At 74.0% G+C, this 25288-nt stretch carries 28 protein-coding genes; 9 read left to right on the plus strand and 19 right to left on the minus strand.

Features of this window, described 5'->3' with window-relative positions:
• The first annotated feature begins 40 nt into the window (after positions 1-40).
• Together ACNAVT_RS26970 and ACNAVT_RS26975 are read left to right on the plus strand one after the other, a co-directional pair.
• On the plus strand, positions 41-1345 hold the full coding sequence (locus ACNAVT_RS26970) for a sensor histidine kinase (RefSeq protein WP_416300209.1): 1305 nt from the start codon (positions 41-43) through the stop codon (positions 1343-1345).
• A gap of 95 nt (positions 1346-1440) precedes the next feature.
• Entirely contained in the window at positions 1441-2100 is a 660-nt protein-coding gene (locus tag ACNAVT_RS26975) for a LuxR C-terminal-related transcriptional regulator (RefSeq protein WP_416300265.1), read from the plus strand.
• Between the two features lie 13 nt (positions 2101-2113).
• Here ACNAVT_RS26975 and ACNAVT_RS26980 read toward each other — a convergent pair whose 3' ends face one another.
• Genes ACNAVT_RS26980 through ACNAVT_RS26990 form a run of 3 tightly spaced genes read right to left on the minus strand, consistent with a single transcriptional unit; the run spans position 2114 to position 4658 of the window.
• On the minus strand, positions 2114-2764 hold the full coding sequence (locus ACNAVT_RS26980) for an HAD family hydrolase (protein WP_416300211.1): 651 nt from the start codon (positions 2762-2764) through the stop codon (positions 2114-2116).
• 21 nt (positions 2765-2785) lie between these two features.
• Positions 2786-3040, minus strand: a complete 255-nt coding sequence (locus ACNAVT_RS26985) for a glutaredoxin family protein (RefSeq protein ID WP_416300213.1) — start codon at positions 3038-3040, stop codon at positions 2786-2788.
• Entirely contained in the window at positions 3030-4658 is a 1629-nt protein-coding gene (locus ACNAVT_RS26990) for an AMP-binding protein (protein ID WP_416300215.1), read from the minus strand. Before ACNAVT_RS26990 ends, ACNAVT_RS26985 begins: the two co-directional genes overlap by 11 nt.
• Positions 4659-5147: 489 nt before the next feature.
• Here ACNAVT_RS26990 and ACNAVT_RS26995 point away from each other — a divergent pair, with 489 nt between their 5' ends.
• The 3 genes from ACNAVT_RS26995 (at position 5148) to ACNAVT_RS27005 (ending at position 8283) form a co-directional block, all read left to right on the plus strand.
• Positions 5148-6128 (plus strand): ECF subfamily RNA polymerase sigma factor, BldN family, encoded by a 981-nt coding sequence (locus ACNAVT_RS26995; protein ID WP_416300216.1) that lies wholly within the window; start codon positions 5148-5150, stop codon positions 6126-6128.
• Positions 6129-6406: 278 nt separating this feature from the next.
• Positions 6407-7273 (plus strand): DUF5667 domain-containing protein, encoded by an 867-nt coding sequence (locus ACNAVT_RS27000; protein WP_416300218.1) that lies wholly within the window; start codon positions 6407-6409, stop codon positions 7271-7273.
• A 92-nt stretch (positions 7274-7365) separates the two neighbouring features.
• A complete protein-coding gene (locus ACNAVT_RS27005; protein ID WP_416300220.1) occupies positions 7366-8283 on the plus strand; it encodes an HAD family hydrolase in 918 nt (305 codons plus the stop codon).
• A 25-nt stretch (positions 8284-8308) separates the two neighbouring features.
• On the opposite strand, the gene ACNAVT_RS27010 is transcribed toward ACNAVT_RS27005, so the two are convergent.
• From ACNAVT_RS27010 to ACNAVT_RS27065, 12 genes are all read right to left on the minus strand, one after another.
• Complete coding sequence (locus ACNAVT_RS27010; RefSeq protein ID WP_416300267.1) at positions 8309-9190, minus strand: lysophospholipid acyltransferase family protein; 882 nt, start codon at positions 9188-9190, stop codon at positions 8309-8311.
• A 185-nt stretch (positions 9191-9375) separates the two neighbouring features.
• Complete coding sequence (locus tag ACNAVT_RS27015) at positions 9376-10449, minus strand: NAD-dependent epimerase/dehydratase family protein (protein WP_416300222.1); 1074 nt, start codon at positions 10447-10449, stop codon at positions 9376-9378.
• Between the two features lie 120 nt (positions 10450-10569).
• Positions 10570-10671: a 30S ribosomal protein bS22 gene (locus ACNAVT_RS27020; RefSeq protein WP_007465623.1), complete on the minus strand. Its 102-nt coding sequence runs from the start codon at positions 10669-10671 to the stop codon at positions 10570-10572.
• 220 nt (positions 10672-10891) lie between these two features.
• Positions 10892-11101: a helix-turn-helix domain-containing protein gene (locus ACNAVT_RS27025; protein WP_416300223.1), complete on the minus strand. Its 210-nt coding sequence runs from the start codon at positions 11099-11101 to the stop codon at positions 10892-10894.
• 239 nt (positions 11102-11340) lie between these two features.
• A complete protein-coding gene (locus tag ACNAVT_RS27030; RefSeq protein WP_416300224.1) occupies positions 11341-12525 on the minus strand; it encodes an ABC transporter permease in 1185 nt (394 codons plus the stop codon).
• Entirely contained in the window at positions 12522-13367 is an 846-nt protein-coding gene (locus ACNAVT_RS27035; protein WP_416300268.1) for an ABC transporter ATP-binding protein, read from the minus strand. The genes ACNAVT_RS27030 and ACNAVT_RS27035 overlap by 4 nt, the downstream gene beginning before the upstream one ends.
• 50 nt (positions 13368-13417) lie before the next feature.
• Positions 13418-14803, minus strand: coding sequence for an efflux RND transporter periplasmic adaptor subunit (locus tag ACNAVT_RS27040; RefSeq protein ID WP_416300228.1), 1386 nt, complete (start codon positions 14801-14803; stop codon positions 13418-13420).
• 52 nt (positions 14804-14855) lie between these two features.
• A complete protein-coding gene (locus ACNAVT_RS27045) occupies positions 14856-16274 on the minus strand; it encodes a hypothetical protein (protein ID WP_416300230.1) in 1419 nt (472 codons plus the stop codon).
• A gap of 232 nt (positions 16275-16506) precedes the next feature.
• Positions 16507-16842 carry a YrdB family protein gene (locus ACNAVT_RS27050; protein WP_416300270.1) on the minus strand — a complete coding sequence of 112 codons (336 nt, stop codon included), beginning with the start codon at positions 16840-16842 and terminating at the stop codon, positions 16507-16509.
• Positions 16842-17408 carry a TetR/AcrR family transcriptional regulator gene (locus ACNAVT_RS27055; RefSeq protein ID WP_416300232.1) on the minus strand — a complete coding sequence of 189 codons (567 nt, stop codon included), beginning with the start codon at positions 17406-17408 and terminating at the stop codon, positions 16842-16844. Before ACNAVT_RS27055 ends, ACNAVT_RS27050 begins: the two co-directional genes overlap by 1 nt.
• Positions 17401-18195, minus strand: a complete 795-nt coding sequence (locus ACNAVT_RS27060) for an alpha/beta fold hydrolase (protein ID WP_416300233.1) — start codon at positions 18193-18195, stop codon at positions 17401-17403. Before ACNAVT_RS27060 ends, ACNAVT_RS27055 begins: the two co-directional genes overlap by 8 nt.
• Positions 18196-18245: 50 nt before the next feature.
• Positions 18246-19166, minus strand: a complete 921-nt coding sequence (locus ACNAVT_RS27065; protein WP_416300235.1) for a proline dehydrogenase family protein — start codon at positions 19164-19166, stop codon at positions 18246-18248.
• 107 nt (positions 19167-19273) lie between these two features.
• On the opposite strand from ACNAVT_RS27065, the gene ACNAVT_RS27070 reads away from it, so the two are divergent.
• From ACNAVT_RS27070 to ACNAVT_RS27080, 3 genes are read left to right on the plus strand one after another with little or no spacing between them, the layout of a single operon-like run.
• Complete coding sequence (locus ACNAVT_RS27070; RefSeq protein WP_416300237.1) at positions 19274-19531, plus strand: hypothetical protein; 258 nt, start codon at positions 19274-19276, stop codon at positions 19529-19531.
• 1 nt (position 19532) lies between these two features.
• Positions 19533-20699 (plus strand): glutathionylspermidine synthase family protein, encoded by a 1167-nt coding sequence (locus ACNAVT_RS27075; RefSeq protein ID WP_416300239.1) that lies wholly within the window; start codon positions 19533-19535, stop codon positions 20697-20699.
• A 19-nt stretch (positions 20700-20718) separates the two neighbouring features.
• Positions 20719-21297, plus strand: a complete 579-nt coding sequence (locus ACNAVT_RS27080; RefSeq protein WP_416300241.1) for a CGNR zinc finger domain-containing protein — start codon at positions 20719-20721, stop codon at positions 21295-21297.
• Between the two features lie 19 nt (positions 21298-21316).
• Here the strand turns inward: ACNAVT_RS27080 and ACNAVT_RS27085 are convergent, their stop codons facing one another.
• Together ACNAVT_RS27085 and ACNAVT_RS27090 are read right to left on the minus strand one after the other, a co-directional pair.
• Positions 21317-22123 carry a sugar phosphate isomerase/epimerase family protein gene (locus tag ACNAVT_RS27085; protein ID WP_416300242.1) on the minus strand — a complete coding sequence of 269 codons (807 nt, stop codon included), beginning with the start codon at positions 22121-22123 and terminating at the stop codon, positions 21317-21319.
• A gap of 76 nt (positions 22124-22199) precedes the next feature.
• On the minus strand, positions 22200-23144 hold the full coding sequence (locus ACNAVT_RS27090; protein WP_416300243.1) for a Ppx/GppA phosphatase family protein: 945 nt from the start codon (positions 23142-23144) through the stop codon (positions 22200-22202).
• Positions 23145-23218: 74 nt separating this feature from the next.
• Here ACNAVT_RS27090 and ACNAVT_RS27095 point away from each other — a divergent pair, with 74 nt between their 5' ends.
• Positions 23219-24028 (plus strand): hypothetical protein, encoded by an 810-nt coding sequence (locus ACNAVT_RS27095; RefSeq protein WP_416300245.1) that lies wholly within the window; start codon positions 23219-23221, stop codon positions 24026-24028.
• 27 nt (positions 24029-24055) lie between these two features.
• Here the strand turns inward: ACNAVT_RS27095 and rraA are convergent, their stop codons facing one another.
• Positions 24056-24541 carry a ribonuclease E activity regulator RraA gene (rraA, locus tag ACNAVT_RS27100; protein WP_416300246.1) on the minus strand — a complete coding sequence of 162 codons (486 nt, stop codon included), beginning with the start codon at positions 24539-24541 and terminating at the stop codon, positions 24056-24058.
• A gap of 16 nt (positions 24542-24557) precedes the next feature.
• Positions 24558-25286 (minus strand): MFS transporter, encoded by a 729-nt coding sequence (locus ACNAVT_RS27105; protein WP_416300248.1) that lies wholly within the window; start codon positions 25284-25286, stop codon positions 24558-24560.
• Positions 25287-25288: the final 2 nt, after the last annotated feature.

Below are 25288 nucleotides of genomic sequence, written 5' to 3' on the forward strand. Positions count from 1 at the left end.
CGGGATGGGCCGAGCGGGCGACGGCCCATAGCCTCAGGACATGACCGGCGTACCACTGGCCACCGCGCCCACCCCCACCGCACCCGCCCCCGGCCTGGGCCGGCAGCTCCTGCGCGACTCCGGCTACGTGCTGGCCGGCCTGCCGCTGGCGGTGGTCGGCTTCACGCTGGCCGTGACGGGAATCGCGCTCACCGCCGGGCTGCTGGTCACCACCCTCGGCCTGCCCGTCCTCGCCGGCACCGTGTACGCGGCCCGCCTGCTGGCCGATCTCGAACGGTTCCGGCTGCCGGCCGTGCTCCGCCAACCCCGGGTCCGCCCCGTCTACCTGGCGCCCGAGCCGGGGTCGGGCTACTGGCGCCGGATCCTGGTGCCGATGCGCGACCCGCAGTCCTGGCTCGACCTGCTGCACGCCTTCATCAAGCTGCTGGTGACGGTGCCCACCTTCGCGGTGCTGCTGTCCTGGTGGGTGGTGGCCGCCGTCGGCACCCTCTACGTCACGTACGACTGGGCGCTCCCGCACGGCCCGGGCCAGCAGGACCTCAGCGAACTGCTCGGGATGGGCGTGGGACCCCTCCCACGAATCGCGTTGAACACCTCGTTCGGGCTGTTCTGCCTGTTCACCCTTCCGCTGGTGGCCCGGGGCTGCGCCCGACTCCAGGCCGGCCTGGCCCGCACCCTGCTGACCGGGGTGGCCGAGATGCGCCACCGGATCAGCACGCTGGAGGAGCAGAAGCAGGCCGCCGCCTCCGCCGAGGCGTCCGCCCTGCGCCGGCTGGAGCGGGACATCCACGACGGCCCTCAGCAGCGCCTGGTCCGCCTCGCCATGGACCTCAGCCGGGCCCGCCAACAGCTCGCCGCCGACCCGGAGGCGGCCCGGCGGACCCTGGACGAGGCGGTCGCCCAGACCCGGGAGACCCTTGACGAGCTGCGGGCCCTGTCCCGGGGCATCGCCCCGCCGATCCTGGTCGACCGGGGCCTGCCGAGCGCCCTGGCCGCCCTCGCCGCCCGCGCCCTGGTCCCCACCGAGCTGGCGATCGACGACGACCTGGGTACGCCCGGGGGCCGGCTGGACGCGGCGCTGGAGAGCACCGCGTACTTCGTGGTGGCCGAGGCGCTGACCAACGTCGCCAAGCACAGCCGGGCCACCGCCTGCCGGGTCGAGGTGACCCGCCGGGTCGGCCGGCTGGAGATCGGCGTACGGGACAACGGGGTCGGCGGCGCCCACCTGGCCAAGGGGCACGGCTTGAGCGGAATCGCCGACCGGGTACGCGCCGCCGGGGGTGTCCTCGACGTGGTCAGCCCGGCCGGCGGCCCGACCCGGATCCACGCCGAGCTGCCCCGATGAGCGGGTCGTCCGGCCCGGACGACCGGGAAACCGCCCGATCCGTTCCCGGCGCACGGTCGGACGGCGAGGACGGCGACGTGGTAGACACCGGACCCATGCGGGTGGTGATCGCGGATGACGCCGTACTGCTCCGGGAGGGGCTGGTCCGGCTGCTCACCGAGTCGGGGCACGAGGTGGTGGCGGCCGTCGGGGACGGGGACGCCCTGGTCGAGGCGGTGGTGACCCACCGGCCGGACGTGTCGGTGGTGGACGTGCGCATGCCGCCGTCGCACACCGACGAGGGGCTGCGGGCGGCGGTGGAGGCCCGCCGGCTGGTCCCGCGTACGCCGGTCCTGGTGCTCTCCCAGTACGTCGAGGTGTCGTACGCGGACGATTTGCTCGCCACCACCGGCGGGGCCGGCGGGGGCGGGATCGGCTACCTGCTGAAGGACCGGGTGGCCGCGATCGACGAGTTCCTGGAGGCGCTGAGCCGGGTGGCCGCCGGCGGGACGGTGCTCGATCCGGAGGTGATCGGCCAGCTACTGGTCCGGCGCCGGCGCGACGACCCGCTGGCCGAGCTGACCCCGCGCGAGCGGGAGGTGCTGGCCCTGATGGCCGAGGGCCGCTCGAACACCGCCATCGCACGGGCGCTGGTGGTGAGCGACGGCGCGGTCGAGAAGCACGTCCGCAACATCTTCACCAAGCTCAACCTCCCCGCCGACGCGACCAACCACCACCGCCGCGTCCTGGCCGTCCTCACCCATCTCCGCGCCTGACCCTCGCCGTGCGTCAGGGGAGGTTGCGGGCGACGGCGACCGCGGCGCTGAGCGTGTCGGCGACGGGGTGGCCGGAGGCGCGGAGGACGGTGGGGTCGGAGAGGCCGCCGGTGTAGAGGACGCAGCGGGCGCCGACCGAGAGCGCGGCGTCGGCGTCGTCGAGCGAGTCACCGATCAGCACCACCTCGTGGCCGCCCAGCCCCAGCTCGGCCAGGTGCTTCGCCAGCCACTCGGCCTTGTGCCCCCCACCCACCGCACCCGGCAGCCCGTCAACCCGGGTGAAGTGCGGGGTCAGCCCGTACGTGCGGACCGTCGGCACCAGCTCGTTGTGGAACCACATGGACAACAGCGACTGGCTGCCCGGCCAGGCGGCGATCGCCGCGGTCGCGTCGGCGGCCAGGGCGCAGTTGGTCAACCCGGCCCGGTAGGCGTCGTGGAAGATCCGGTCGAGCCGGCCGAACGCCTCCTCGTCGATCGCCCGGCCGAGCATCTCGGCGTAGTAGTCGGCGATCGGCCGGCGGAACCGCACCCGGTGCTCCTCGGCGGTGACCGCTGGGCCGCCGGCGCTGGCGAAGGCGACGTTGGTGGCCCGCACCACCAGGTCGAGGTCGTCGAGGAGCGTTCCGTTCCAGTCCCACACCAGGTGGCGGCGAGCAGTGGTCATCGCTGCACCATAAGGGGCGGGTCAGAGCTGCGGGGTGGTCAGGTCCCGCAGCAGCCGGTCCTCCTCGACCCGCCAGTAGCCGTGCTCCTTGCCGTCCAGCAGCACCACCGGCAGCCGGTCGCCGTAATCGCGCTCCAGCTCGATGTCTTCGGTGACGTCCTTCTCGATCCAGCGGTCGCCGGTGACCGCCACCACCCGGTCGAGCGCCGCCTTCGCGTCCTCGCACAGGTGGCAGCCGGGCCGGGTGATCAGGGTGAGCCGGGGATCAGTGGACATCGGGTACCTCCGTGCGGATCTCGTTCGGCGCCTCCGGTGCCGGCACCGGCGGTGCCCCCGGGCGGAGCTCGGTCTTGCGTACCTTGCCGATCGCCGAGTGCGGCAGGCTGTCGACGAACTCGACGGCGGTGGGGCACTTGAACCGGGCCAGGTTACGCGCGCAGTGCCCGAGCAGCTCCTCCGCCGTCACCGGCGAGTCGGCCGCCCGCACCACGTACGCCCGCACAGTCTCGCCGGTCCGCGGGTGCGGCACCCCCAGGACGGCCGACTCGGCCACCCCGGGGTGCGCCTGGAGCACCAGCTCCACCTCGTGCGGGTAGACGTTGAAGCCGTTGACCAGGATCAGCTCGCCGAGCCGGTCGACCAGGAAGAGATCACCGTCGTCGTCGGCGTACGCCACGTCGCCGGTGGCCCACCAGCCGTCCGCGTCCGGCCCGCCCCGCCCGGCCGGCCAGTAGCCGGCGAAGAGGTTGTCGCCCCGTACCACGATCTGCCCCGGGTCGGTGCCCGGCGGGTCGTCGGAGAGGTCCAGCTCGTCGGCGTCCTCCTCGACCACGGGCCCGCCGTCCCGCCACAGGTCGGCGCCGTCCGCCCCGACCAGGCGCAGCTCGACCCCGGGCAGCGGGCGGCCGATCGAGCCGGGTTTCGGCTCCCCGCCGACCAGGGTGGAGGTGAGCACCGGGGCGGTCTCGGTGAGCCCGTACCCGACGTGCACCGCGAGCCCGGTGGCCGCGGTGAAACGCGTCGCGACCACGGGCGGCAGCGGCGCCGCGCCGCATACCGCCAGCCGTACCGAGGCCAGCGCCGCCGGGACGTCGCCGTCCGCGTCGGCCCAGATCAGGAACATCGACGGTACGCCGACCAGCACGCTGACCCGGTGCCGGGCGAGTTCGGCGAGCGCCCCGGTCGGGCCCGGCTCGTCGACGAGCACTCCGGTCGCGCCGTGGTGCACCACGGCCCCCAGCCCGGAGTTCAACCCGTACGCGTGGAAGAGCGGCAGGGCGAGCAGCACGGTGTCGTCGGGGCCGACGACCGGCGGGCTGATCCGGCCGATCTGCTCGTGGTTGGCGGCCAGGGCGCGGTGCGACAGCATGGCGCCCTTGGGCCGGCCCTCGGTGCCCGAGGTGTAGAGCAGGACGGCGAGGTCGTCCCCGCCCCTGATGGCGAAGCCGGTCGGGATGTCGCCGTCGGCGACCGGCGGGGTGGTGTGCACGGCGGCCAGGGCGGGCAGCTCGTCGGTCGCGACCCGGTGGCACACCTCCTCGGCGCCGACCAGGACGGCGGCCCCGGAGTCGGCCAGCACGTGCCGCAGTTCCCGGGCGGTGAAGCCCGGGTTGACCGGCACCGCCACCAGCCCGGCGCGCAGCACGGCGAGGTACGTGACCACGAAGTCCGGGGTGTTGCCGAAGGCGATCGCGACCCGGGGCGGGTGGGCGTCCCCGGCCGACGACGCCGCGCCGGCCAGCGCGCGGGCCGTGGCGGTGACCGCGGCGTCCAGTTCGGACCAGGTCAGGACCTGGTCGCGCCAGTGCAGCGCGGGGCGGTCACCGTGGGCGACGGCCGCCCGGCGGAGCCGGTCGGCGAGGTTCGGCGCGGAGCTGTCGGCTGCGTCCTGCACGGTGGCTGAGTCTGGCACAGCCGCGACCGCCCGGCCACGCCCGAGCGTGGTCACCCGGGCCGGGGCACTCGGAACCGACCCTCCGGACCGCCACCGCGACACGCCGAGGGCGGTACGGAATCGCTCCGACCAGGAGTTTCACAACGGACCAGGATCCGACGTGAAAGTCAACCGCACACGACGGACAACGGGTCCGCCATCGGTGCGACCGAACGGGAAATACTTCCGCCCTGTGTAACGGACTTGCCACGCGAGGGTGACGTTGGCCCCTATCATCACTCGGGTCGGCTCACCCCATTTGCCGTGAGTCGACACCCCTCAGCCCGAGGAGGCCCCCGTGCCTGTGAGCGCATTGGACCAGCACCTCAAGGGGATCTGCCGCCGGTCGGCACCTCCCGGAGCGGCGCTGCCCGATCGAGGCGTACCCGGTCCCGCCGCGACGCCGCGGCGGCCGGTGCGGCCGTGCCCCGCGTGGATCGGGGAGGCGCGGTGACCACCTTCGGATACGCGGAACGACCGGCCGGAGTGACCGGCCCGACCCAGCGGACGCCGGTCAACGAACGGCTGGAGCCCCGCACCTCCACCGAGGGCATGTGGAGCCTCGCGGTGCGGGGCGAGGGGGCTCGGCGGGTCCGCAACCGCTCGCACCACAACGAGGCGCCGCCGCGTCCCGTGGCGCCCGGCGGCAACGCGAAGCCTGCCGCCAGCCGGCTCGGCGCCCCGTCCCGGCCGGCCATGCCGGCACAGGGTCGGCGCGCCGGCGAGAGTCTGGCCGCCGCCGACCCGTCGGCCACCGAGACCGCCGTGTTGCCGGCGGTGCCGGCCGCCGACACCGCCGTCCTGCCGGTGGTGCCCGCCGCCGCGACCCCGGCCACCGGCTACCCGAGCCGCCCCGACCCGTCCGACCCGGCCACCGAGGTCTGGGCGCTGGTCGAGCGGGCGCAGGCCGGCGAGGCCGAGGCGTTCGGCCTGATCTACGACCGGTACGTCGACACGGTCTTCCGCTTCGTCTACTTCCGGGTCGGCAACCGCCAGCTCGCCGAGGACCTCACCTCCGACACCTTCCTCCGCGCGCTCAAGCGGATCGGCAGCTTCACCTGGCAGGGGCGGGACCTGGGTGCCTGGCTGGTCACCATCGCCCGCAACCTGGTCGCCGACCACTTCAAGTCCGGCCGGTACCGGCTGGAGGTCACCACCGGGGACGTGCTCGACGCCGACCGGGAGGACCGCGGGCCGGAGGGCAGCCCGGAGGCGGCGGTGGTCGAGCACATCACCAACGTCGCGCTGCTCACCGCGGTCAAGCAGCTCAACCCGGAGCAGCAGGAGTGCATCGTGCTCCGCTTCCTCCAGGGCTTCTCGGTAGCCGAGACGGCCCGCGCGATGGGCAAGAACGAGGGAGCGATCAAGGCCCTGCAATACCGGGCGGTCCGCGCCCTGGCCCGGTTGCTGCCCGACGGCTTCCAAGCCTGATTCCCACCTCCCGCACCGGCTCGGCATGGAACACATGTGCGGGGCGGCAGCAGTGACGGTCATCACTCATCGTGATTTCACCGCCGCCGGCCCCGTAACCGGCGACCGGCGCGGGCCGTTTTTCCGGGTGCGACCATTGGTAGTCCCGGCATCCGCCGGACAATCGTCCGGCGGGCGATGGTCGGCCGTTGCGGTCGACCATCGGCGTCACGCTGCCACCGGTCGCTGGTGACGATGACGGCCGAGGAGGCCGTGACCAGCGAGAGGGGGTGCTTGCGGTGGAGAGCAACCTCTTCTCCCGTCGGCGTTCCGAGCGCTTCGCACAGCTCCTCGAAGAGGCCAACGGCGGCCGGCGGCACCACGCCCGGTCCCCGGCCGACGACGAACTCGCCGCGCTCGTCGCGGTCGGTCAGCGGCTCGCCGCCGACCGGCCGGCCGTCGAGGTCGACGCGGAGTTCCGCACCGGGCTGCGCGCGATGCTGGTCGCCACCGCGGAGCGGGAGGGCATCGGCGCGCCGGCCAAGCCGAAGATCACCGCGGCGGGCGCCGGCGCACGCGGATCGCTGCTGCCGGCGGTCACCGGCCGGCGGGTCCGGGCCCGGGGCGCGATCCTGGTCGGGGTGGCCGCCGGGGCGATCGCCCTCTCCGGCATCTCCGCCGCCAGCGAGAACGCCCTGCCCGGCGACGCCCTCTACGGGATGAAGCGGTCCACCGAGCGCGCCCAGCTGGCACTGACCAGTTCGGACATCAGCCGGGGCCAGCTCTTCCTCGACTTCGCCCGGACCCGGCTCGACGAGGCGGCCACGGTCCGCGCCGACCGGATGGGATTCAGCGCCGTCCTGGACGACATGGACGCCGACGTCCGGCAGGGCGTGCGCCTGCTGACCACCGTGGCCGCGCAGCGCTCCGACCCGGCCGGGCTGGACACGATCGACGCGTTCCTCACCGGCCAGCGGCAGGCGGTCGGCAGGCTGCTCGACCGGTCGGACCACGCCGAGCGGGACCGTACACACCGGTCACTGAGCCTGCTCGATGCCGTCGGCACGCGCGCCGACGGGCTCCGCGCCGCGATCGCCTGCGGGCTGCCGGCACCGGTGGCCAGCGACGCGCTCGGCCCGACCCCGGGCACCTGCACCGACCGCTGACCGCCGATCCGGCCCGGTCGGCGGGACAGCCGACCACGCCACACTTCTCTCCACGGTCATCCGTCCACCACCCACCGCCGGATAGGCTCGCGGTGGCGAAGGTAGGCGGTCGTCGAGGGGAGGAGGTCGCCTTGACCCGGACCCGGAAGGTGACGGTCAGCACCGATATCGACGGCCACACCACCGGTTGGTCGGAGACCTCGGAAGCGTCGTCGGTGGCCCCGGCACCCGACCCCACCGCCGCCGCGCTCTTCGATGTGGACAACACGATGATGCAGGGCGCGTCGATCTACTGGTTCGCCCGCGGGCTGGCCGCCCGGAACTACTTCACCACCGGCGACCTGGTCCGGTTCGCCTGGCAGCAGGCGAAGTTCCGGCTGCTCGCCACCGAGCATGCCGGGGACATGTCGCAGGCCAAGGAGGCCGCGCTCGCCTTCATCCACGGCTGGCGGGTGGAGGACGTGGAACGGCTCACCGAGGAGATCTTCGACGAGCTGATGGCCCCGCGGATCTGGGCCGGCACCCGCAACCTGGCGCAGCGGCACCTGGACGCGGGCCAGCGGGTGTGGCTGGTCAGCGCCGCTCTGGTGGAGATCGGGCGGGTGATCGCGGCCCGGCTCGGGCTGACCGGGGCGATCGGCACCGTCGCCGAGGTGGTTGACGGGGCGTACACCGGCCGGCTGGTCGGCGACCTGATGCACGGACGGGCCAAGGCCGGGGCGGTGACCCACCTCGCCGCAGTCGAGGGGCTGGACCTGAGCCGCTGCGCCGCCTACAGCGACTCCGCCAACGACCTGCCGATGCTCTCCACCGTGGGCCACCCGGTGGCGGTCAACCCCGACCCGGCGCTGCTGCGGCAGGCCCGCGAGCGCGGTTGGGACGTCCGCGACTTCCGCACCGGCCGCCGGGCGGTGAAGATCGCCGTGCCGTCGACGGCCGCCGTCGGGCTGCTCGCCGGCGCGGTCACCGCCGGCCTGGCGCTGCACCGCCGCCGCCACCGCGCCGGCTGACACCGGCGTGCGACCCCGCCGCGACTCAGGGGCCGAACGGGTCGGGGCGACGCTCGAGCAGCTGGTGCAGGGTCTGCTGGATGGTCTCCCGCACCTGGTCGGCGAGGTTGAACACGACCAGCGGGTCGTCCGCCGAGTCGCGCAGGTGCGCCGTGGGGATGGGCGGGCAGAACTCGATCAGCCACTTGCTGGGCAGCGGCAGCATGCCCAACGGCCCGAGCCAGGGGAAGGTCGGCGTGATCGGGAAGTATGGCAGCTTGAGCAGCCGGGCGAGCGGCTTGATGTCGGCGAGGATCGGATAGATCTCCTCGCCGCCGACGATCGCCACCGGCACGATCGGCGTGCCGGTACGCAGTGCCGCCGAGACGAAACCGCCCCGACCGAACCGTTGGAGCTTGTAGCGGTCGGCGTAGAGCTTGCCGACGCCCTTGAACCCCTCCGGGAAGACACCGACCAGCTCACCGTTGCCGAGCAACCGCTCCGCGTCCGGGTTGCAGGCCACCGTCCCGCCGGTCTTGCGGGCGAGCTCGGAGACCACCGGCATCCGGAAGACCAGGTCGGCGCCGAGCAGCCGCAGGTAGCGGTGCGCCGGGTGCTGGTCGTGCAGCACGGCGGAGAGAACCAGGGCATCCAGCGCCACCGTGCCGGAGTGGTTGCCGACCACCAGCCCGGGCCCGAACTCCGGCACGTGCTCCACGCCGCTGACCTCGGTGCGGAACCAGTCCCGGTAGAGCAGCCGGACCAGCGGGTGGAAGACGGCGTCGGTCAGCTCCGGGTCGAAGCCGAACTCGTCCACCTCGTAGTCGCCGGAGAGCCGCCGACGCAGGAACGCGAGCCCCTTGGCGACCTTGCGGTCCCAGGGATCCCCGGGCCGGTCCGCCACTGCAGCCCCGGCCGGGGCCGGCACGGTGCCGCCGCCGGGCTCGCCCGCCGCCGGCTCGTCCACGGACGTGTCCGGCTCGTCGACCGGCAGCGGGTCCGCGGCGGCCGTCGTCGTGCGCCGGTGTCCGTTGCGCCGCGCCGGCTCCGCCTCCGGTCCGGGCACGATCAGCGGTACGTCGTAACGGGCCTCGCCCCGCTCCTCGGCGCCGCTCACGGCCGCTCCCGTACGGCGGACCGCACCTGCCGGATGCCCTCCAGCACCAACTGCTCGGCCACGGCGAGGTGGTCCCGGGTCACCACGACGCCACCGTGGTGGGCGTGGATGAAGTCGTCGAAGGCCGCGGCGGTCGAGCGGGGCGTGAAGTCGTACTCCTGCTCCAGTCTGCTGGTGTCCACCACCCGACCGTGCACGAAGAGGTCGACCTGGTCCAATCCGTACCGCCCGAAGCCGAGGCTGCGGGCGATCGCGGCGGCCCCGGAGAGCCCCGGCTCCAGCACCGGTACGGCCACCCGGCCGGCCCGGCGGATCGCCTGCGACAGGGAGAGCACCCCCGGCCCGGCGACGTTGTAGGTCCCCGGGTGCTCCTCGGCGACCGACCGGTGCAGCACCTCCAGGGCGTCGTCGATGTGGACGAACTGGAGCCGTGGGTCCCGGCCGAAGACGGTGGGCACGACCGGCTGAGAGAAGTAGCGGGTGAGCGTGGTGTCCGCGGTGGAGCCGATGAACGGAGCGAAGCGCAGCACGGTCGCGGTGACGTCCGGGCGCCGGCGGCGGAACCCGCGAACGTACCCCTCGATGTCGAGGATGTCCCGGCCGAAACCGCCGCGCGGCACCTCGCGCGGCTCGGTCTCCTCGGTGAAGACGGCGGGGTCGCGGAACGAGACCCCGTACGCGGCGGTCGACGAGCGGACCACGAGCTTGCGCAGCCGGGGCACCCGCTGACAGGCGGCGAGCAGCTGCATGGTGCCGATGATGTTCTGTTCCTTCATCGCCGCCCGGCCGCCGTGCTGGGGATCGGGGGCGGTGACCAGCGCCAGGTGCACCACCGCGTCGACGTCGAGGTCGACGAGCAGGCCGCCGATCGAGTCGAGGTCGAGGCGGACCCGCTCGACCCCGTCGAGCAGGTCGGCGAACTCGGGGACCGGCGCGCCCGGGTCGACCCCGATGACGCGGTCGATGCGGGGGTCGGCGGCGAGGCGGGCGGCGACGTGGGCACCGAGGTAGCGGCCGACCCCGGTCACGACGACGACCCCCGGAGCACCGGAGGTGCCACCGGGGGTCATGTCGTGCGCCTTGCGCGGCAGGCGGGATCGAGCCGGGACATCCACGGCCTGATCACCTGAGCCTCCGAGGGTCGACAGTTGGCAAGCGCTGTCGAGTGCCGGGCCGGGGCCCGGCCCCGGTCACTTGCCGAGACGGCGACGCTGGACGCGGGTCTTGCGCAGCAGCTTGCGGTGCTTCTTCTTAGCCATGCGCTTGCGGCGCTTCTTGACCACCGAGCCCATACGACAGCCTTTCGATGCAACGTGCGGGGCGGACCGGGTGACACCACCGCGGGTGGCGTCGGTGACCGCTTGCGGACAATGGACCGGACCAGCGTGGTGGGCAGGGCGCACCGGGGTGCGGTCACGATCGGGATCCAGGGTAGCCGGAGTGCATCAGCAGGACCAACGCGCCCCCGTCGATGCCCGTTACGTCGCACTCGACGGCCTGGCCGGACGCGCGTCAGGCGGTCTCCTGGAACGCACCCCGGAGATATTCGTGCACGGCGTGCTCGGGCACCCGGAACGACCGGCCGACCCGCACAGCGGTCAGCTCACCGCTGTGCACGAGACGATAGACCGTCATCTTGGATACCCGCATGACCGCCGCCACCTCGGCGACGGTCAGGAACCTGACATCCGACAGTCGAGCGTCGGACTGCGACCCGGCCATGGCTCACCGACCCATTCCCATGCCCGGCGCGTGCCGCCGGGCAGGTTGGCCCGGCCACGACGAGCAACGCGCGTGTTACCAGTACGGTAGCGGGGCGGCTGTGACCGGCGCGATCCCTTCCTGCGATTGATCATGGAATGCCCGCCGTTTTCCCGCCTCTGACCTGCCGTTTTCCGCCCGGAAGTCCGGCGCATCCCGTTCCCGGGAGCGCGCCCAGGGGTCCTGCGGTGCTCGGAGCGTCACTCGGCCCGCAGCGCCACCACCGGATCGAGCCGGCCGGCCCGCTGCGCCGGGACCACCCCGAAGACGATGCCGACCGCGGCCGAGACGCCGAAGGAGAGCGCCAGCGACCACCAGGTGATCGCGGCCGGAATCGGCGAGACCGCGTCGACCAGCAGCGCGGTGCCTACGCCGAGCGCCATCCCGGTCAGCCCACCGATCGACGTGAGCAGCACCGCCTCCAGCAGAAACTGCACCCCGATGTCCCGAGGCCGGGCACCGACCGCCTTGCGCAGGCCGATCTCGCGGGTCCGCTCGCGTACCGAGACGAGCATGATGTTGGAGACCCCGACCCCGCCGACCAGCAGCGAGATACCGGCGATGGCGGCCAGTACGCCGGTCAGCACGCCGAGGATGTCACCGAGCACGCCGAGGATCTGCTGCTGGGTCACGGCGCTGAACTCGGTGTCCGGATGCCGGCGGGACAGTTCCGCGACGATCCGCTCGCCGAGTTGGTCGATCCGCTCCCGGTCGGGGGCCTTGACCGCGATGCCGTCGATCCGCTGGGTGCCCCAGAGCCGCTGCGCGGCGGTCACCGGGACGTGCACCTCGTCGTCCCGGTCCACGCCGAGGCTCTGGCCGAGCGGGGCGAACACGCCGATCACCCGGAACCGGACCCCGGCCAGGGCGATCTGCTGGCCGAGCGGATCCCGGTCCGGGAAGAGCGCCCGCGCCACGGACGCCCCGAGCACCGCGACCCGCCGGCTGGTGTCCACGTCGGTGCCGGTGAGGTAGCGGCCCCGGGCGAGCGATCGGGTGAAGACCGCCGGGGTGGTTTCCAGCACGCCCTGCACGGTGGTGAAGTCGGAGCGGGTGCCGGCCCGGGCGGTCGCGCCGGAGGCGATGGTGACGGCCACCCGCCCCGGGTCGCCCACCACCCGGGAGACCGCGTCCGCGTCCCTGAGATCCAGCGGCGAGACCACCGGGGCGTTGCCCACGTCGATCTTGCCGGGGACCACCAGGAGCAGATTCGAGCCGAGCCCCTCCACCTGCTGCTCGACCTTCTGTTTGGTGCCGGTGCCGATGGCCACCAGCACCACCACCGAGGCGACCCCGATGATCACCCCGAGCATGGTCAGCGCGCTGCGCATCCGGTTGGCCCGCAGCGCGTCCAGCGCCACCCGCCAGGCCTCGACGAGCCTCACGACCCACCCCCGGTGTGCGGAGAACGTCCGGTGGCTCCGGTGGCGCCACCGGAGCCACCGGACGGGCGCCCCGGGCCGCTTCCGGAAACGGACCGGGGCTCCGCGCTGGGAGCGTCGTCCAGTGTCTCAGGTCGCTCGGAAACGCCGGACAGCGGTCGATCATGAGCCGTGTCGGACCGGATCAGGCCATCGCGTACGGCGATCCGACGGCGGGCCCGGGCGGCCACCTCCTGGTCGTGGGTCACCATCACCAGGGCCACCCCGGACTCGACGTTCAACCGTTCCAGCAACGTCAGCACCGCCTCGCCGGTGGCGCTGTCCAGGTTGCCGGTGGGCTCGTCGGCGAGCAGCACCGCCGGATCGGTGACCAGGGCGCGGGCGATGGCGACCCGCTGCTGCTCGCCGCCGGAGAGCTGGTTGGGCCGGTGGTCCAGCCGGTGCCCGAGCCCGACCCGGCCGAGCATCGCCGCCGCCCGTTCCCGCCGCTGGCGCGCCCCGACCCCCCGGTAGACCAGGGGCAGCGCCACGTTGTCCACCGCAGACGTCCGGGGCAGCAGGTGGAAGGCCTGGAAGACGAAGCCGATGGTCTCGTTGCGCAGCGTCGCCAGCTCCGGCGCGGAGAGGGTGGCCACATCCCGGCCACCGATCACCAGCCGGCCGCCGGTCGGCCGGTCCAGGCCGCCGAGCAGGTGCATCAGCGTGGACTTGCCCGAGCCGGACGGCCCGATCACCGCCACGTACTCACCGGGAGCGATGGTGAGCGACACCCCACGCAGGGCCGGCACCGACACCCCGTCCAACTCGTACGTCCGGGACACGTCGACCGCCTCGATCGCCGGCACTCCGGCGGGCAGGGCGCTCCCCGGCCGGCCCCGCGTCGGGACCGCGGCGCTCACTTCAGTTCCTGGCCGTCGTGGACCTGGTCGGTGCCGCGCACCACGATCCGGTCGCCGGCCCGCACCCCGCTGACGATCTCCACCAGGTCCTGCCCCTGCACCCCGACGGTGACCGGCACCCGGCCGGCCCTCCCGTCCCGGAGCACCCAGACCGCGTCCCGCCCGTCGTCGGAGAAGACCGCCGAGGCGGGTACGGCCACCGCGTCGGAAGCCTCGCGCACCCGGAGGTGGACCACGGCGTTCATGCCCGGGCGCGGGGTCGGGGCGGCCTCGCCCTCGCCGATCCGCCCGGTGCCGAGACTGAGGCGGACCCGGTAGGTGACGCCGCCACGGGCGGAGCTGGTGGGAAGGACGTCCACCGAGCGGACCGCGGCGTCGTACGTCGCACCGGTCACCGCGTCCAGCTCCACCGAGGCGGTGACGCCGGCCTGGACCAGCAGCACGTCGGTCTCGTCGACCTCGGCGAGCAGGCCGAGCTGACCGGTGTCCACGATGGTGAGCACGGGGGTGCCGGCGGTGACCCGGCCGCCCGGCGGCACCGCGTCGTCCACCCCCGGCGGCGGCCCGCCCTGGCCACCGGCCCCGAGGACGGACGGGTCGATCCCCGGCACACCGCCGCCGGCCGAGCCCAGCAACCCCGCCAGATCCGTCGACCCGGCGGTACGCGTGCCCCCGGGCTGCACCACCCCGCCGATCGGGGCGCGCAGGGTCAGCGCGTCGACGGTCGCCTTCGCCAGGTCGTACGCCTGCTGGGCCTGGAGGCGCTGCGCGGCCGACATCGCGCCGACGGCGCTGTTCAGCCCGGCCACCCCGCGCTGCACCGCGGCGACCGCGCGGTCGGCGGCGCGGGCGGCCGACTCGTACTGTTTCTGCGCGGACTCGACCTGGAGCAGCAGCGCGGACCGCAGCTGCGGGTCGCCGACCTTCGCGGCGGCCTGACGCGCGGCGTCGAACGCCTCGGCGGCGGCCTTGTCGGTGCCGCGCCGGTGCCCGCCCAGGTCACCGACGCCGACGCCCCGCCCGGCCCGCTTCGCCGCGCGCAACGCCTCGCGGGCCTGCCGGAGCCGGTCCTGCGCGGACGGCGAGTCGATCACCGCGAGCACCTGGCCGCGGGCGACCCGCTGCCCGGGTTGGACGCGCAGGCTGGCCAGGGTGCCGTCGGCGGGCGCGGTGAGGGTGGCGGCGGCCCGGGCGGTCACCGTGGCCGGGGCGTCGATCACCTCGGCGACCGCCGACCGACCCACCTGGGCCACGCTGATCGGGGACGTGTCGTCGCCGCACGAGGCGGCGGTGGTGCCGGTCAGGGCGACGACGGCGAGGAGGGCGGTGAGCAGGCGGGGGCGGGTGGCCGCGGGCAGCCGCGGCGGGTGGGGGCGGCGCACCCGCCGATCGTACGAGCACGCCGCACCCGCCTCGGAACGGCCGTGCCCGGGGTCACCCCGCCACGGCTCGGAGGTAGCTCACGCAGTCGTCGTGCAGGCTGGACCACTGCTCGTCGAACACCTGATCGGCGGCGGTGTCCATGGACCTGTGCTCGTGCACCACCGCGCGGAAGAAGTCGAGCACCCGCTGCTCGCCGTACCGGTCGACCAGGTGGCGTACGGCCAGGTAGCCGACGCCGTAGCTGCCGCCGACCCGGTCGTCGGTCGCGTCGTCGCCGGGTGCCAGCGAGTCGAGCCGGCCGTTCCAGCCGCCGTGGACGAGCTTGCGCACCTCGGCCCGGCCCTCGTAGCGCGCCACCGGCTGGCCGTCCGCCCCCGCGTACTCGGCCAGCCCCTCCACCAGCCACCAGCTGGACCGGTCGGAGTAGCCCCGGTCGGGCAGCGACGCGGCGTGGGTCAGCTCGTGCCGGAGCAGGTCGTCGACGCCGGTCGGCGAGAGGCTCTGCGCGTTCAGCACGACGTCGTGGTGGCCGCCGCCGACGCCGACTGCGTACCCGGCGGTCCACTTCGGGCGGCCGCCGCCGTACCACCGTTGCCACTCGGCGCGGCCGGCGTAGAAGACCAGGTAGCGGTCCGGCGGGGCGCCGGCGACGGCGTAGCGGTCGGCGACCTTGGCGGCGGCGTCGGCCTGGGCGAGCAGGCCGGGCAGCTTGGCCCGCAGCGCGGGTGTGGTGGCCACGACGACCCGCTTCCCCACCGTCACGACCAGGTCGCTCACCTCCCAGGGCCGGGCACCGGCGGGCTTCGCCCGGGACTCCTCGACGGCGATCAGGCGGGGCTCCTCCCCCACCAGCCGCCACCGGGTGCCGATCTCCGCCGTGCTCGGCGTGCAGCCCGGGACGACGAAGCAGTAGCCCACGGTCACCGCCAGCCGCCACTCGCCCGGCTGCCCGTCGACCTTCGTCGGCACGCCGCCCGCCTCCGGTCGCCACACGGTGACCCGCAGCGCCCGCAGCGCGGCGTAGCGGCGGGTGAGGGCGGGGCGGGCGGCCGGCTCGGCGACGGCGAGGAAGCCGGCCCGGTCGCCACCGAGCAGCGCGGCTGCCTGGCGGTCGAGCTGGGCGGTCATCCGCTGGCCGAGGCGGCGCGCGACCGGGTCGTCGGCCGGCCCCTCGGCCGGGCGGCCCGCCGCGTCCCGGACCAGGCCGGGCAGGAGTACGCCGGACACACCGCACGCCACCAGGGCGAGTACCAGCGCGGCTGCGGTCCAGAGCGGCCAGCACCGGAGGGCTCGTGGGCGCGCCGGCAGCGTCACCGACTGTGCGCCGGCCTCCGCTGCCGGCCCACCGGGCTGTTCAGCGATGCTCGACGTCGGGTGGGTGGCCGGGTCGATGCCGCCCACGGTCGCGGTGGCGGGCTGTTCGCCGCCGCTCCCCGCCGGGCCCGGGGGCTGCTCGTCACCGTCGGTCACCGGCGAAGGGTACGACCAACCGGGCGATCCGGCCAGAGCCCCAGCGCGCCGGCGAGGTCCCGCCCCGATCCGTCCGCCCCGCATGAAGTTTTCCCGCTCGACCGCTTCCTCCCCGCTCCACCGGCGGCGGGCGAGCAGCACCCGGACCGCCAGACGCGAGGCCAACCACCCCGGACGCGGAGCGCGTAACGCGAGGCGCGAAGAGCAGACGCACAGCGCGGTGTGCGCGGGCTCAGACCGGGTCGCCGGAATGCGTGAGCAGGGCCTTGTCCAGCGCCCAGAGGGCCACCAGCAGGGCCCCGGGAACGGGCTTCCCGGCCAGCGCGAGCAACAGCCCACCGGTGACGAAGCAGGCGGCCTGCGCGGTGAGCTTGGCGGGCGCGGGCAGCGGCACGCTGGCCCTCGGCGAGCAGAACAGGCCCCACCCGACGGCGATCAGCAACGGCGCGCCGAGCCCGGCGAGCAGGCGCACCGGCAGACCGGCCTGGAGGGTGAACCCCCACCAGCCGACGGCGACGAGCAGCGCCAATTCCAGCAGGAAGGCGAGCGCCAGCAGTACGGGCTTCATCACGACCGCCAGTTGCGGAAGGCGATGTCCAGCGCCGCCACCATCTGGTCGAAGGAGCGGTCGATGTCGCGGGGCAGCCCGAACCCGCCGGCCGCCTCGAGGGAGATGAAGCCGTGGACCGCGGCCCGGAACATCCTGGTGGCGTCGACGGCCGCGTCGCCGCCGAGGTCGTACCCGAGCAGGATCGCGTAGATCGCGCCGACGGCCCGCTCGGCGGCGGCGACATGCTCGGGGTCGGCGGGGTCGGGCGCCCGCTGGATGGCCGGATAGCGGCCGGGGTGCCGGCGGGCGTAGCCCCGGAACGCCACGGCGACCGAGCGCAGCGCGTCGCCGCCGGCGCGGCCCACGGCGGCCGTGGTCAGCTCGTTGGCGACCTCGGCGGTGGCCAGCACGGCCAGTTTCTGGTGCAGGTCCTCCACACCCCTGACGTGCTTGTAGAGGCTGGGCAGCGCGACCCCGAGCCGGCCGGCGAGCGCGGCCAGGGTGAGCCGGTCGTAGCCGACCTCGTCGGCGAGCACGGCGGCCTCGCGGACCACGGCCTGCGGAGTGAGGCCCGCCCTAGGCACGGGACGTCACCGCCAGGAACTCGACCAGATCGCCGGCGGTCGCCTCGGGCTGGTCCGCGTGCGGGTAGTGGCCGGAGTCGGCGAGCATGCGGGCCTCGGCGGTGGCGAAGAGCCGGCGGGCGGCCCGCGCCTCCGCGCCCGGGTCCGGGAAGTCCGGGTCCTTCGTGCCCATCAGCACGAGGACGGGCTGTCGCACGTCCCGGGCCCGCGCGGTCCAGTGCGGCTCGACCGGCTCGATCACGCCGCGCACCGCGGCCATCCGGCCGCGCAGCTTGGCGACCATCTCCGTCCGGTACGCGGCGTCGTCCGCCGGGCGCCCGCAGGGGAAGAGCGTGCGGTGGAACATCCCGAACAGTCGGGGGCTGCGCAGCACGATCGCCTGCGCCAGCCGCATTACCGGGTTCGGCCTGGGCTGGGCGACGAACGGACTGACCTGCACGATGCCGTTGACCAGGTCGGGCGCGTCGGCGGCGGCGAAGACCACGGCCGCGGCGCTGGACGAGCTGCCGACCAGGGTGGCCGGGCCGCCGCCGAGCGCCCGCACCACGGCGAGCAGGTCGCCGCCCACCTCCGCCGGGGCGTAGGTGGGCCAGTGGGCGCTGGAATCCCCGTGCCCCCGCACGTCGACCGAGGCCACCCGGTAGCCGGACGCCACCAACCGGGGCACCAGGTGCCGGAAGGCCGCCCGGTTCTCCCCCATGCCGTGGGAGAGGACCACGAGCGGCCCCTCCCCGTGCACCTCGTACGCGATCGTCCCGCCGTCCCGCGCCACCTGGCTAACCGTCATAGCCATAAAGCTAATGTTGTTAGCTTTCTCCGTCAAGGCGCCTCAACGAGTCACTTCTTGGAGATCAGCGCGCGGCCGAAGAACATCAGGTTGGCCGGGCGCTCGGCCAGGCGACGCATCAGGTAGCCGTACCACTGGTCGCCGTAGGGGACGTAGGTGCGCACGGTGTAGCCCTCGCCGACCAGCCGCTTCTGCTCCTCGGGGCGGATGCCGTACAGCATCTGGAACTCGAAGCGCTCCGGGCCGCGGTCGAACCAGCGGGCCCGGTCCTCGCCGATGGCGATCAGCCGCGGGTCGTGGGTGGCCAGCATCGGGTAGCCGTCCCCGGACATCAGCACGTTCATGCAGCGTACGTACGACTTGTCCACCTCGACGGCGGACTGGTACGCCACCGACTCGGGCTCCTTGTACGCGCCCTTGCAGAGCCGTACCCGGGACCCGGCGCCGGACAGCTCCCGGCAGTCCGACTCGGTACGCCGCAGGTACGCCTGGAGCACCGCACCGGTCGACGGGTAGTCCTTGCGCAGCTTGGCGAGGATGTCCAGCGTCGAGTCGGTGGTGGTGTGGTCCTCCATGTCCAGGGTGACCGTGGTGTTCGCCGCGTCGGCCGCCGCGCAGATCGCCCGTGCGTTGTCGTACGCGAGCTGCTCGTCGAACATCTGGCCGAGCGCGGAGAGCTTCACGCTGACCTCGGCGGCCGGGGTGAGCTCGGCGGCGGCGAGCAGCCGCAGCAGCTTCAGGTATTCGTCCCGGGTGGCGTTCGCCTGCTCCGGGGTGACAGTGTCCTCACCGAGGTTGTCGAGGGTGACCGCGAGGCCGTCGGCGACGAGTGCGCGGGTCGCGCGCAGCGCGTCGTCGGTGCCGGCGCCGGCGACGAACCGGCGGACGACGTCCCGGGTGAACGGGGCCGTCGCGACGAGCCGCTCGACCTGGGATGACCGGGAGGCGGCGAGGATGACGGAACGGAGCATGAGCCGAGCGTAACGCCCGTGGGCGGGGCCGCGCCGGGGGGCGGCGGCCAATGTGACGCTGCGTTCCGGACAGCAGAATCTGGCGCGGATCGGCTACAACCGATCATGTGGATCGACGCCCCCGACGCCGGCTCCGGTCGGCCACCGTGCAGCTCGGCGCGCTGACCGCGCTGGCGCTCGCCCTCTCCGGCTGCAACCTGACCGACGACGATGACGACTGCGCCCTCGGCCCCGCCGGCGGTGGCGGGGGCACCGTCACGCAGGCGCTGCGGGTCTCCGCACCCGCGGCCGCCCGGGACGCCCCCGCGCCGGCGCTGCCCGCGCGCGGCGGCTTCGGCACCCACCTCGCCTCCTGCGGCGGCTGAGGTGCGGCGCGAGGCGAGCACCCCCCGCCCCGACTGGGACGCCACCGTCCGGTCACAGGGCCTGGTGTACGTCGACACCGAGCTGCCCGACGGCGAGGTCATGTCGTACTGGGACGAGACCGCGGCGTACGCCTTCGAACTGGACGAGGTGCTCCGGCTGGAGGAGGCGACCGAGGAGCTGCACCGGATGTCGGTGGCCGCCGCCCAGCACGTGGTGGCCCGCCACCGGTACGCCGAGTTCGGCATCCCGCCCTGGGCCGCCGAGGCGGTCGCCCGGTCGCTGCGGGAGGCCCCGCCGACCCTCTACGGCCGCTTCGACCTCTGGTACGACGGCACCTGGCCGCCCAAGCTCCTGGAGTACAACGCCGACACCCCGACCGCGTTGGTCGAGGCGAGCATCGTCCAGTGGTACTGGCTGGAGCACACCCGGCCCGCGGCCGACCAGTGGAACAGCCTGCACGAGCAGCTCGTCGGGGCGTGGGCGAAGATCGGCGCCGGCCTGCACGAGCCGCGGGTGCACGTCGCCTGGTCGGCGGAGGAGGAGTCGGGCGAGGACCAGATCACCGCCGGCTACCTGGCCGAGACCGCCCGCCAGGCCGGGCTGGACGTCACGCTCCTGCCGATCCAGCGGATCGGCTGGGACGGGCGGCGCTTCGTCGACGCCGACGACCGGCCGGTCACCACCTGCTTCAAGCTCTATCCCTGGGAGTGGATGCTGGCCGAGCCGTACGGGTCGCCGGCGCTGGCGCCGGGCACCCCGACCACCTGGATCGAGCCGGCCTGGAAGCTGCTGCTGTCGAACAAGGCGCTGCTCGCGGTGCTCTGGGAGCTGTACCCGGACCACGAGTACCTGCTGCCCGCGTACCTGGACTCGCCGCGCGGGATGACCGGGTACGTGGCCAAACCGCTGCTCGGCCGGGAGGGCGCCTCGGTCCGCGTCGTCACCGGTGACACCGAGATCACCACCCCGGGGATCTACGGTGACGAGGGCTTCTGCTTCCAGGAGTTCCGGGCGCTGCCCGAGTTCGCCGGGAATCGGATGGTGCTGGGGAGCTGGATCGTCGACGGCGAGTCCGCCGGCGCCGGCGTTCGCGAGAGCAAGAGTCTCATCACGGACGGCTACGCGCGGTTCCTGCCCCACTACATCGACGCGCCGCATTCGCCGTGAGTCGTCTACGGTTGGTGTCGTGAACTTCGACGCGTACGCCCGGACCGGTGTTGATCTCGTCAACGCCCGCCTGGACGACCTCGACGACCTGCGGGCCCTCATCCCCGACGACAACGCGTGGATGCGCGACGAAGTCGCGGAGCGGGACCTGGCAATCTTCCGGCGGGCGCGGAAGCGCCTGCGCGACGTCTTCGAATACGGCACCTCGGGCCGGGACGCCGACGCGGTGACGGAGCTGAACGCGCTGCTGGAGGCGTTCCCGGTGCAGCCGCGCATCTCCGGCCACGACTCCAGTGACTGGCACATGCACGTGACCAGCCGGGGCGCCTCGGTCTCGTCGGAATACCTGGCCGGGGCGGTCTGGGGCCTGTCGGTCTGGCTCTGCGAGTACGGCAGCGCCCGGTTCGGCGTCTGCGCCGACGAGCGCTGCGGGAACGTCTACCTGGACACGTCGTCGAACTGCTGCCGGCGGTTCTGCTCGGAGCGCTGCGCGACCCGATCCCACGTGGCCGCGCACCGTGCCCGCAAGCGGGCCGCCGTCGGCGAGCAGGTGGCGGCGGTCCCCGCCCAGCCGGAACCCCTCGCCCCGGTCAGCTGACCTGGCGCTCCTGCCCCGGTCAGGCGTCGACCGGGGAGGGAGCGGTCAGGTTGGCGCGCGCGAACTCCAGCGCCTCGCGCAGGTCTGCCTCGCGGACCGCCCGGCTCTTCGCGCCCCGGGTGGTCACCTCCACCGCAACCGAGCCGGTGAAGCCCCGGCCGGCCAGCGAGCGGAGCAGCTCCGCGCAGGGCTGCCCCCCGCGCCCGGGCACCAGATGCTCGTCGCGTCCCTCGCCGGTGCCGTCACCCAGGTGCACATGCACCAGGCCCGAGCCCATCCGGTCCGCCATCGCCAGTGCGTCGGTGTGCGAGGCCGCGCAGTGCGACAGGTCCAGGGTGTATGAGGCGTAGCCGGTGTCGGTCGGATCCCAGCCCGGGACGTACGGGACGAACTGCCGGCCGGCCATCCGCACCGGGTACATGTTCTCCACCGCGAAGCGCAGCCCGCCGAACTGGCCGGCGATCTGGTCCAGGCCGTCGGCGAAGTTGCGGGCGTAGTCCCGCTGCCAGGTGAACGGCGGGTGCACCACCACCGTGGGGGCCTCCAGCGTCTCGGCCAGCTCGGCGGCCTTGCGCAGCCGCTCCCACGGGTCGGGGCTCCACACCCGCTGGGTGACCAGCAGGCAGGGCGCGTGCACCGAGAGGACCGGGACGTCGTAGTGGTCGGCCAGGCCGCGCAGCGCCCCCGGGTCCTGGCTCACCACGTCGGTCCAGACCATCACCTCGACGCCGTCGTACCCGAGCGCCGAGGCCAGCTGGAACGCCGCCGCGGTCCGCTCAGGAAAGACCGAGGAACTGGACAGGAGCACCGGGACACGGGAAGCCACAACCCTCAGGGTAACCGGCTGCGCCGCGGAGCATCGGGACGAGCATCCGCAAAGCGCCCAGACCGGCCGACCGGGATCACACCGGTGCGAGCTGATCAAGACGGCGGAGAATGACCCCTTCCCGCAGTGCCCACGGGCAGATGTCCAGGCAGTCCACGTCGAGTTGGCGCATCACCGCGTCCGCGACCACCGCACCGGCGAGCAGCTGGTGGGCCCGCTGAGTGCTCACCCCCTCCAGCTCGTGCAGCTGGCCGGGCGGGATGTGCCGGATGAAGCCGAGCACCTGCCGCAGCCCGGTCCGGGTCAGGCTGCGCCGGGCCCACAGACCCGCGCCGGAGGGCGCCGCGCCGGCCAGCCGGGCCAGCATCCGGAAGGTCTTCGAGGTGGCCACCGGGCGCTCCCAGCCCACCTCGGTGAGCTGCTTCACCACCGGCTCGAGCTGCGCGTCGACGTACTCCCGCAGCTCGTCGACGGTCTCCGCGGACGGTGGCACGGTGCCGGACCGGTCGACCCGCAGTCGCTCGCGGCTCAGCCGCCCGGCGCCCAGCGGGAGCGAGACCGCCACGTCCGGGTCCTCGTCGATGCCGGCGGCCAGCTCCAACGAGCCGCCGCCGATGTCCATGACCAGCAGCCGGCCGGCGGACCACCCGAACCACCGCCGTACCGCGAGGAAGGTCATCCGCGCCTCGTCCGCGCCGGAGAGCACCTCCAGGCGTACGCCGGACTCGTCGCGGACCCGGGCCAGCACCTCGCCGGCGTTGGTGGCGTCGCGGACCGCGCTGGTGGCGAACGCCAGCAGGTCGTCGGTCGTCAGCCCGTCCGCCGCCGTGCGGGCCATGCTGACGGCCTTGACCAGGCCGTCCGCGCCCGCCTCGGTGAGCGCGCCGTCCGGGCCGATCTGCTCGGCCAGCCGGAGCACCACCTTCTCCGAGTGCGCCGGCCACGGGTGGGCACCGTGGTGGGCATCGACCACCAGCAGGTGCACCGTGTTGGAACCGACGTCGAGGACACCCAGTCGCATGCTGGCGAGCCTAGGGCCAACACGTTTCGCCGGCTCGCCGGCCGGCCCGGGTCACCGCGCGTACGCTGGGCCGGGTGACAGGCCAGATCGAGCTGCATGTACTCGTGGACGACCCCGACGACCCGCGCAGCCGGGAGGTGGGGCTGGACTTCCCCCGGGAGTGGATCGAGTTCGTCGACCCGGCGGACGAGAAGCACCTGATCCGGGCCGACCTGACCTGGCTGCTCTCCCGCTGGACCTGCGTCTTCGGCAAGGGCTGCCACGGCATCATCGCCGGCCGGGCCTCGGACGGCTGCTGCTCGCACGGGGCGTTCTTCACCGACTCGGACGACGAGAAGCGGGTCCGCGCCGCGGTCAAGCGGCTCACCCCGCAGACCTGGCAGCACTTCCGCAAGGGCTTCAAGAACTGGACCGAGAACGACACCATCGACGGGAAGAACCCGGCCCGGCGTACGGCCACCCGAGACGTCGACGCGCCGTGCGTCTTCCTCAACGACGCCGAATTTCCGGGCGGGGGCGGCTGCGCGCTGCACGCTCAGGCGCTGCGCGACGGGGTGCACCCGCTGGAATACAAGCCGGACGTCTGCTGGCAGCTACCGATCCGCCGGGACCAGGACTGGCACAAGCGGCCGGACAACACCAAGGTGCTGATCTCCACGCTCAGCGAGTTCGACCGGCGGGGCTGGGGCGCGGGCGGGCACGACCTGGACTGGTGGTGCACCTCCTCCGTCGACGCACACGTCGGCGCCGAGCCGATGTACATCTCGTACGGCCCGGAGTTGACCGCGCTGATCGGCGCGCCCGCGTACGCGAAACTGGCGGAGCTGTGCGCGACCCGGCTGCGCCAGGGCCAGGTCGCCCCCCACCCGGCCAGCGAGGGCTGACCGGGCGTCGGGGCACCCGGCGGCGGCCTACGCCTGCCCGGTGACGGGCAGCACGACGACACCGTCGTCGTCGCTGTACACGTGGGAGCCCGGCGCGAAGACGCAGTTGCCGAAGAACACCGGCACATCCCGCTCGCCCGCGCCGGTCTTGGCGCTCTTGCGCGGGTTCGTGCCCAGCGCCTTGATGCCGATCGGGAGGGCCCGCAGGGCGGCGACGTCCCGGACGGCGCCGTTGATCACCACGCCCGCCCATCCGTTCTCCGCCGCCGCACCGGCGATGAGGTCGCCCATCAGGGCGGTGTGCAGCGAGGCGCCCCCGTCCACCACCAGGACCCGGCCCTCCCCCGACTCGGAGACGATCGACTTCACCAGGGCGTTGTCCTCGAAGCAGCGCACCGTCACGGCCGGTCCGGCGAAAGCCGCGACGCCGCCGAACTGGCGCAGCTGGGTGTCACACGAGCCGAGGTCCTCGCCGTACCGGTCGTAGAGATCGGCGGTCGTGGGCGTCTCCATGGTTGTTCCTTCTCTCTCAGTCGGGGTTCACATCCGCGGACGGTGACCGGTGCAGGCCGGTCGCGGCGACGGCCGCGCCCGTCAGGCCGGCCGCCGTGCAGGCGAGTACGCCGGCCGCTCCGGCGCCGGCGGCGAGCACGCCGGCGGCGCTGGGAATCAGCACCTGCCCGAGCCGGTTGCCGGTGAGCCGCAGCGACATCGCCCGGCCGCGCAGCCCGGGCGGGGCCACCTCGGCCAGGAACGACATGGTCAGCGGCTGACCGGCGCCCAGCCCGAGACCGGCGACGGTGACGACCACGGCCATCGCCCAGAACGGCAGCGGCGGCAGCAGCAGCCCGAGCCCGCCGGCGGAGAGGGCGACGGTGCCGATGAGCAGCGCCCGCCGGCCGACCGCCGCGACCAGCCGGCCCAGCAGCAGCCGGGACGCCATCGAGGCGACCGCCCGTACGCCGAGCAGGACGCCGATCGAACCGGCGGCGATGCCGCGTTCCGCCCCCAGCGCGGGCAGATAGACCAGGGTGATGTCGACGGCCGCCAGGACGACGCAGCTCACCGTGAGGGCACGGACCAGACCGGGTTGGCGCAGCAGGTCCCCCATCCCGCCCGCCGCCGAACCGGCCACCCGCCGGTGGTGCCCGGACGGGCGCAGCAGCGCCGCGGCGACCAGCAGCGGCACCGCCAGGACGGTGGCGCCGAGGAAGATGGCCCGGGTGTCCGGGATCGGGCGGTCCCCACCGAAGACCACGA

Origin of the sequence: Micromonospora sp. SL4-19, assembly GCF_047921475.1 — a bacterium.
GTDB lineage: Bacteria > Actinomycetota > Actinomycetes > Mycobacteriales > Micromonosporaceae > Micromonospora.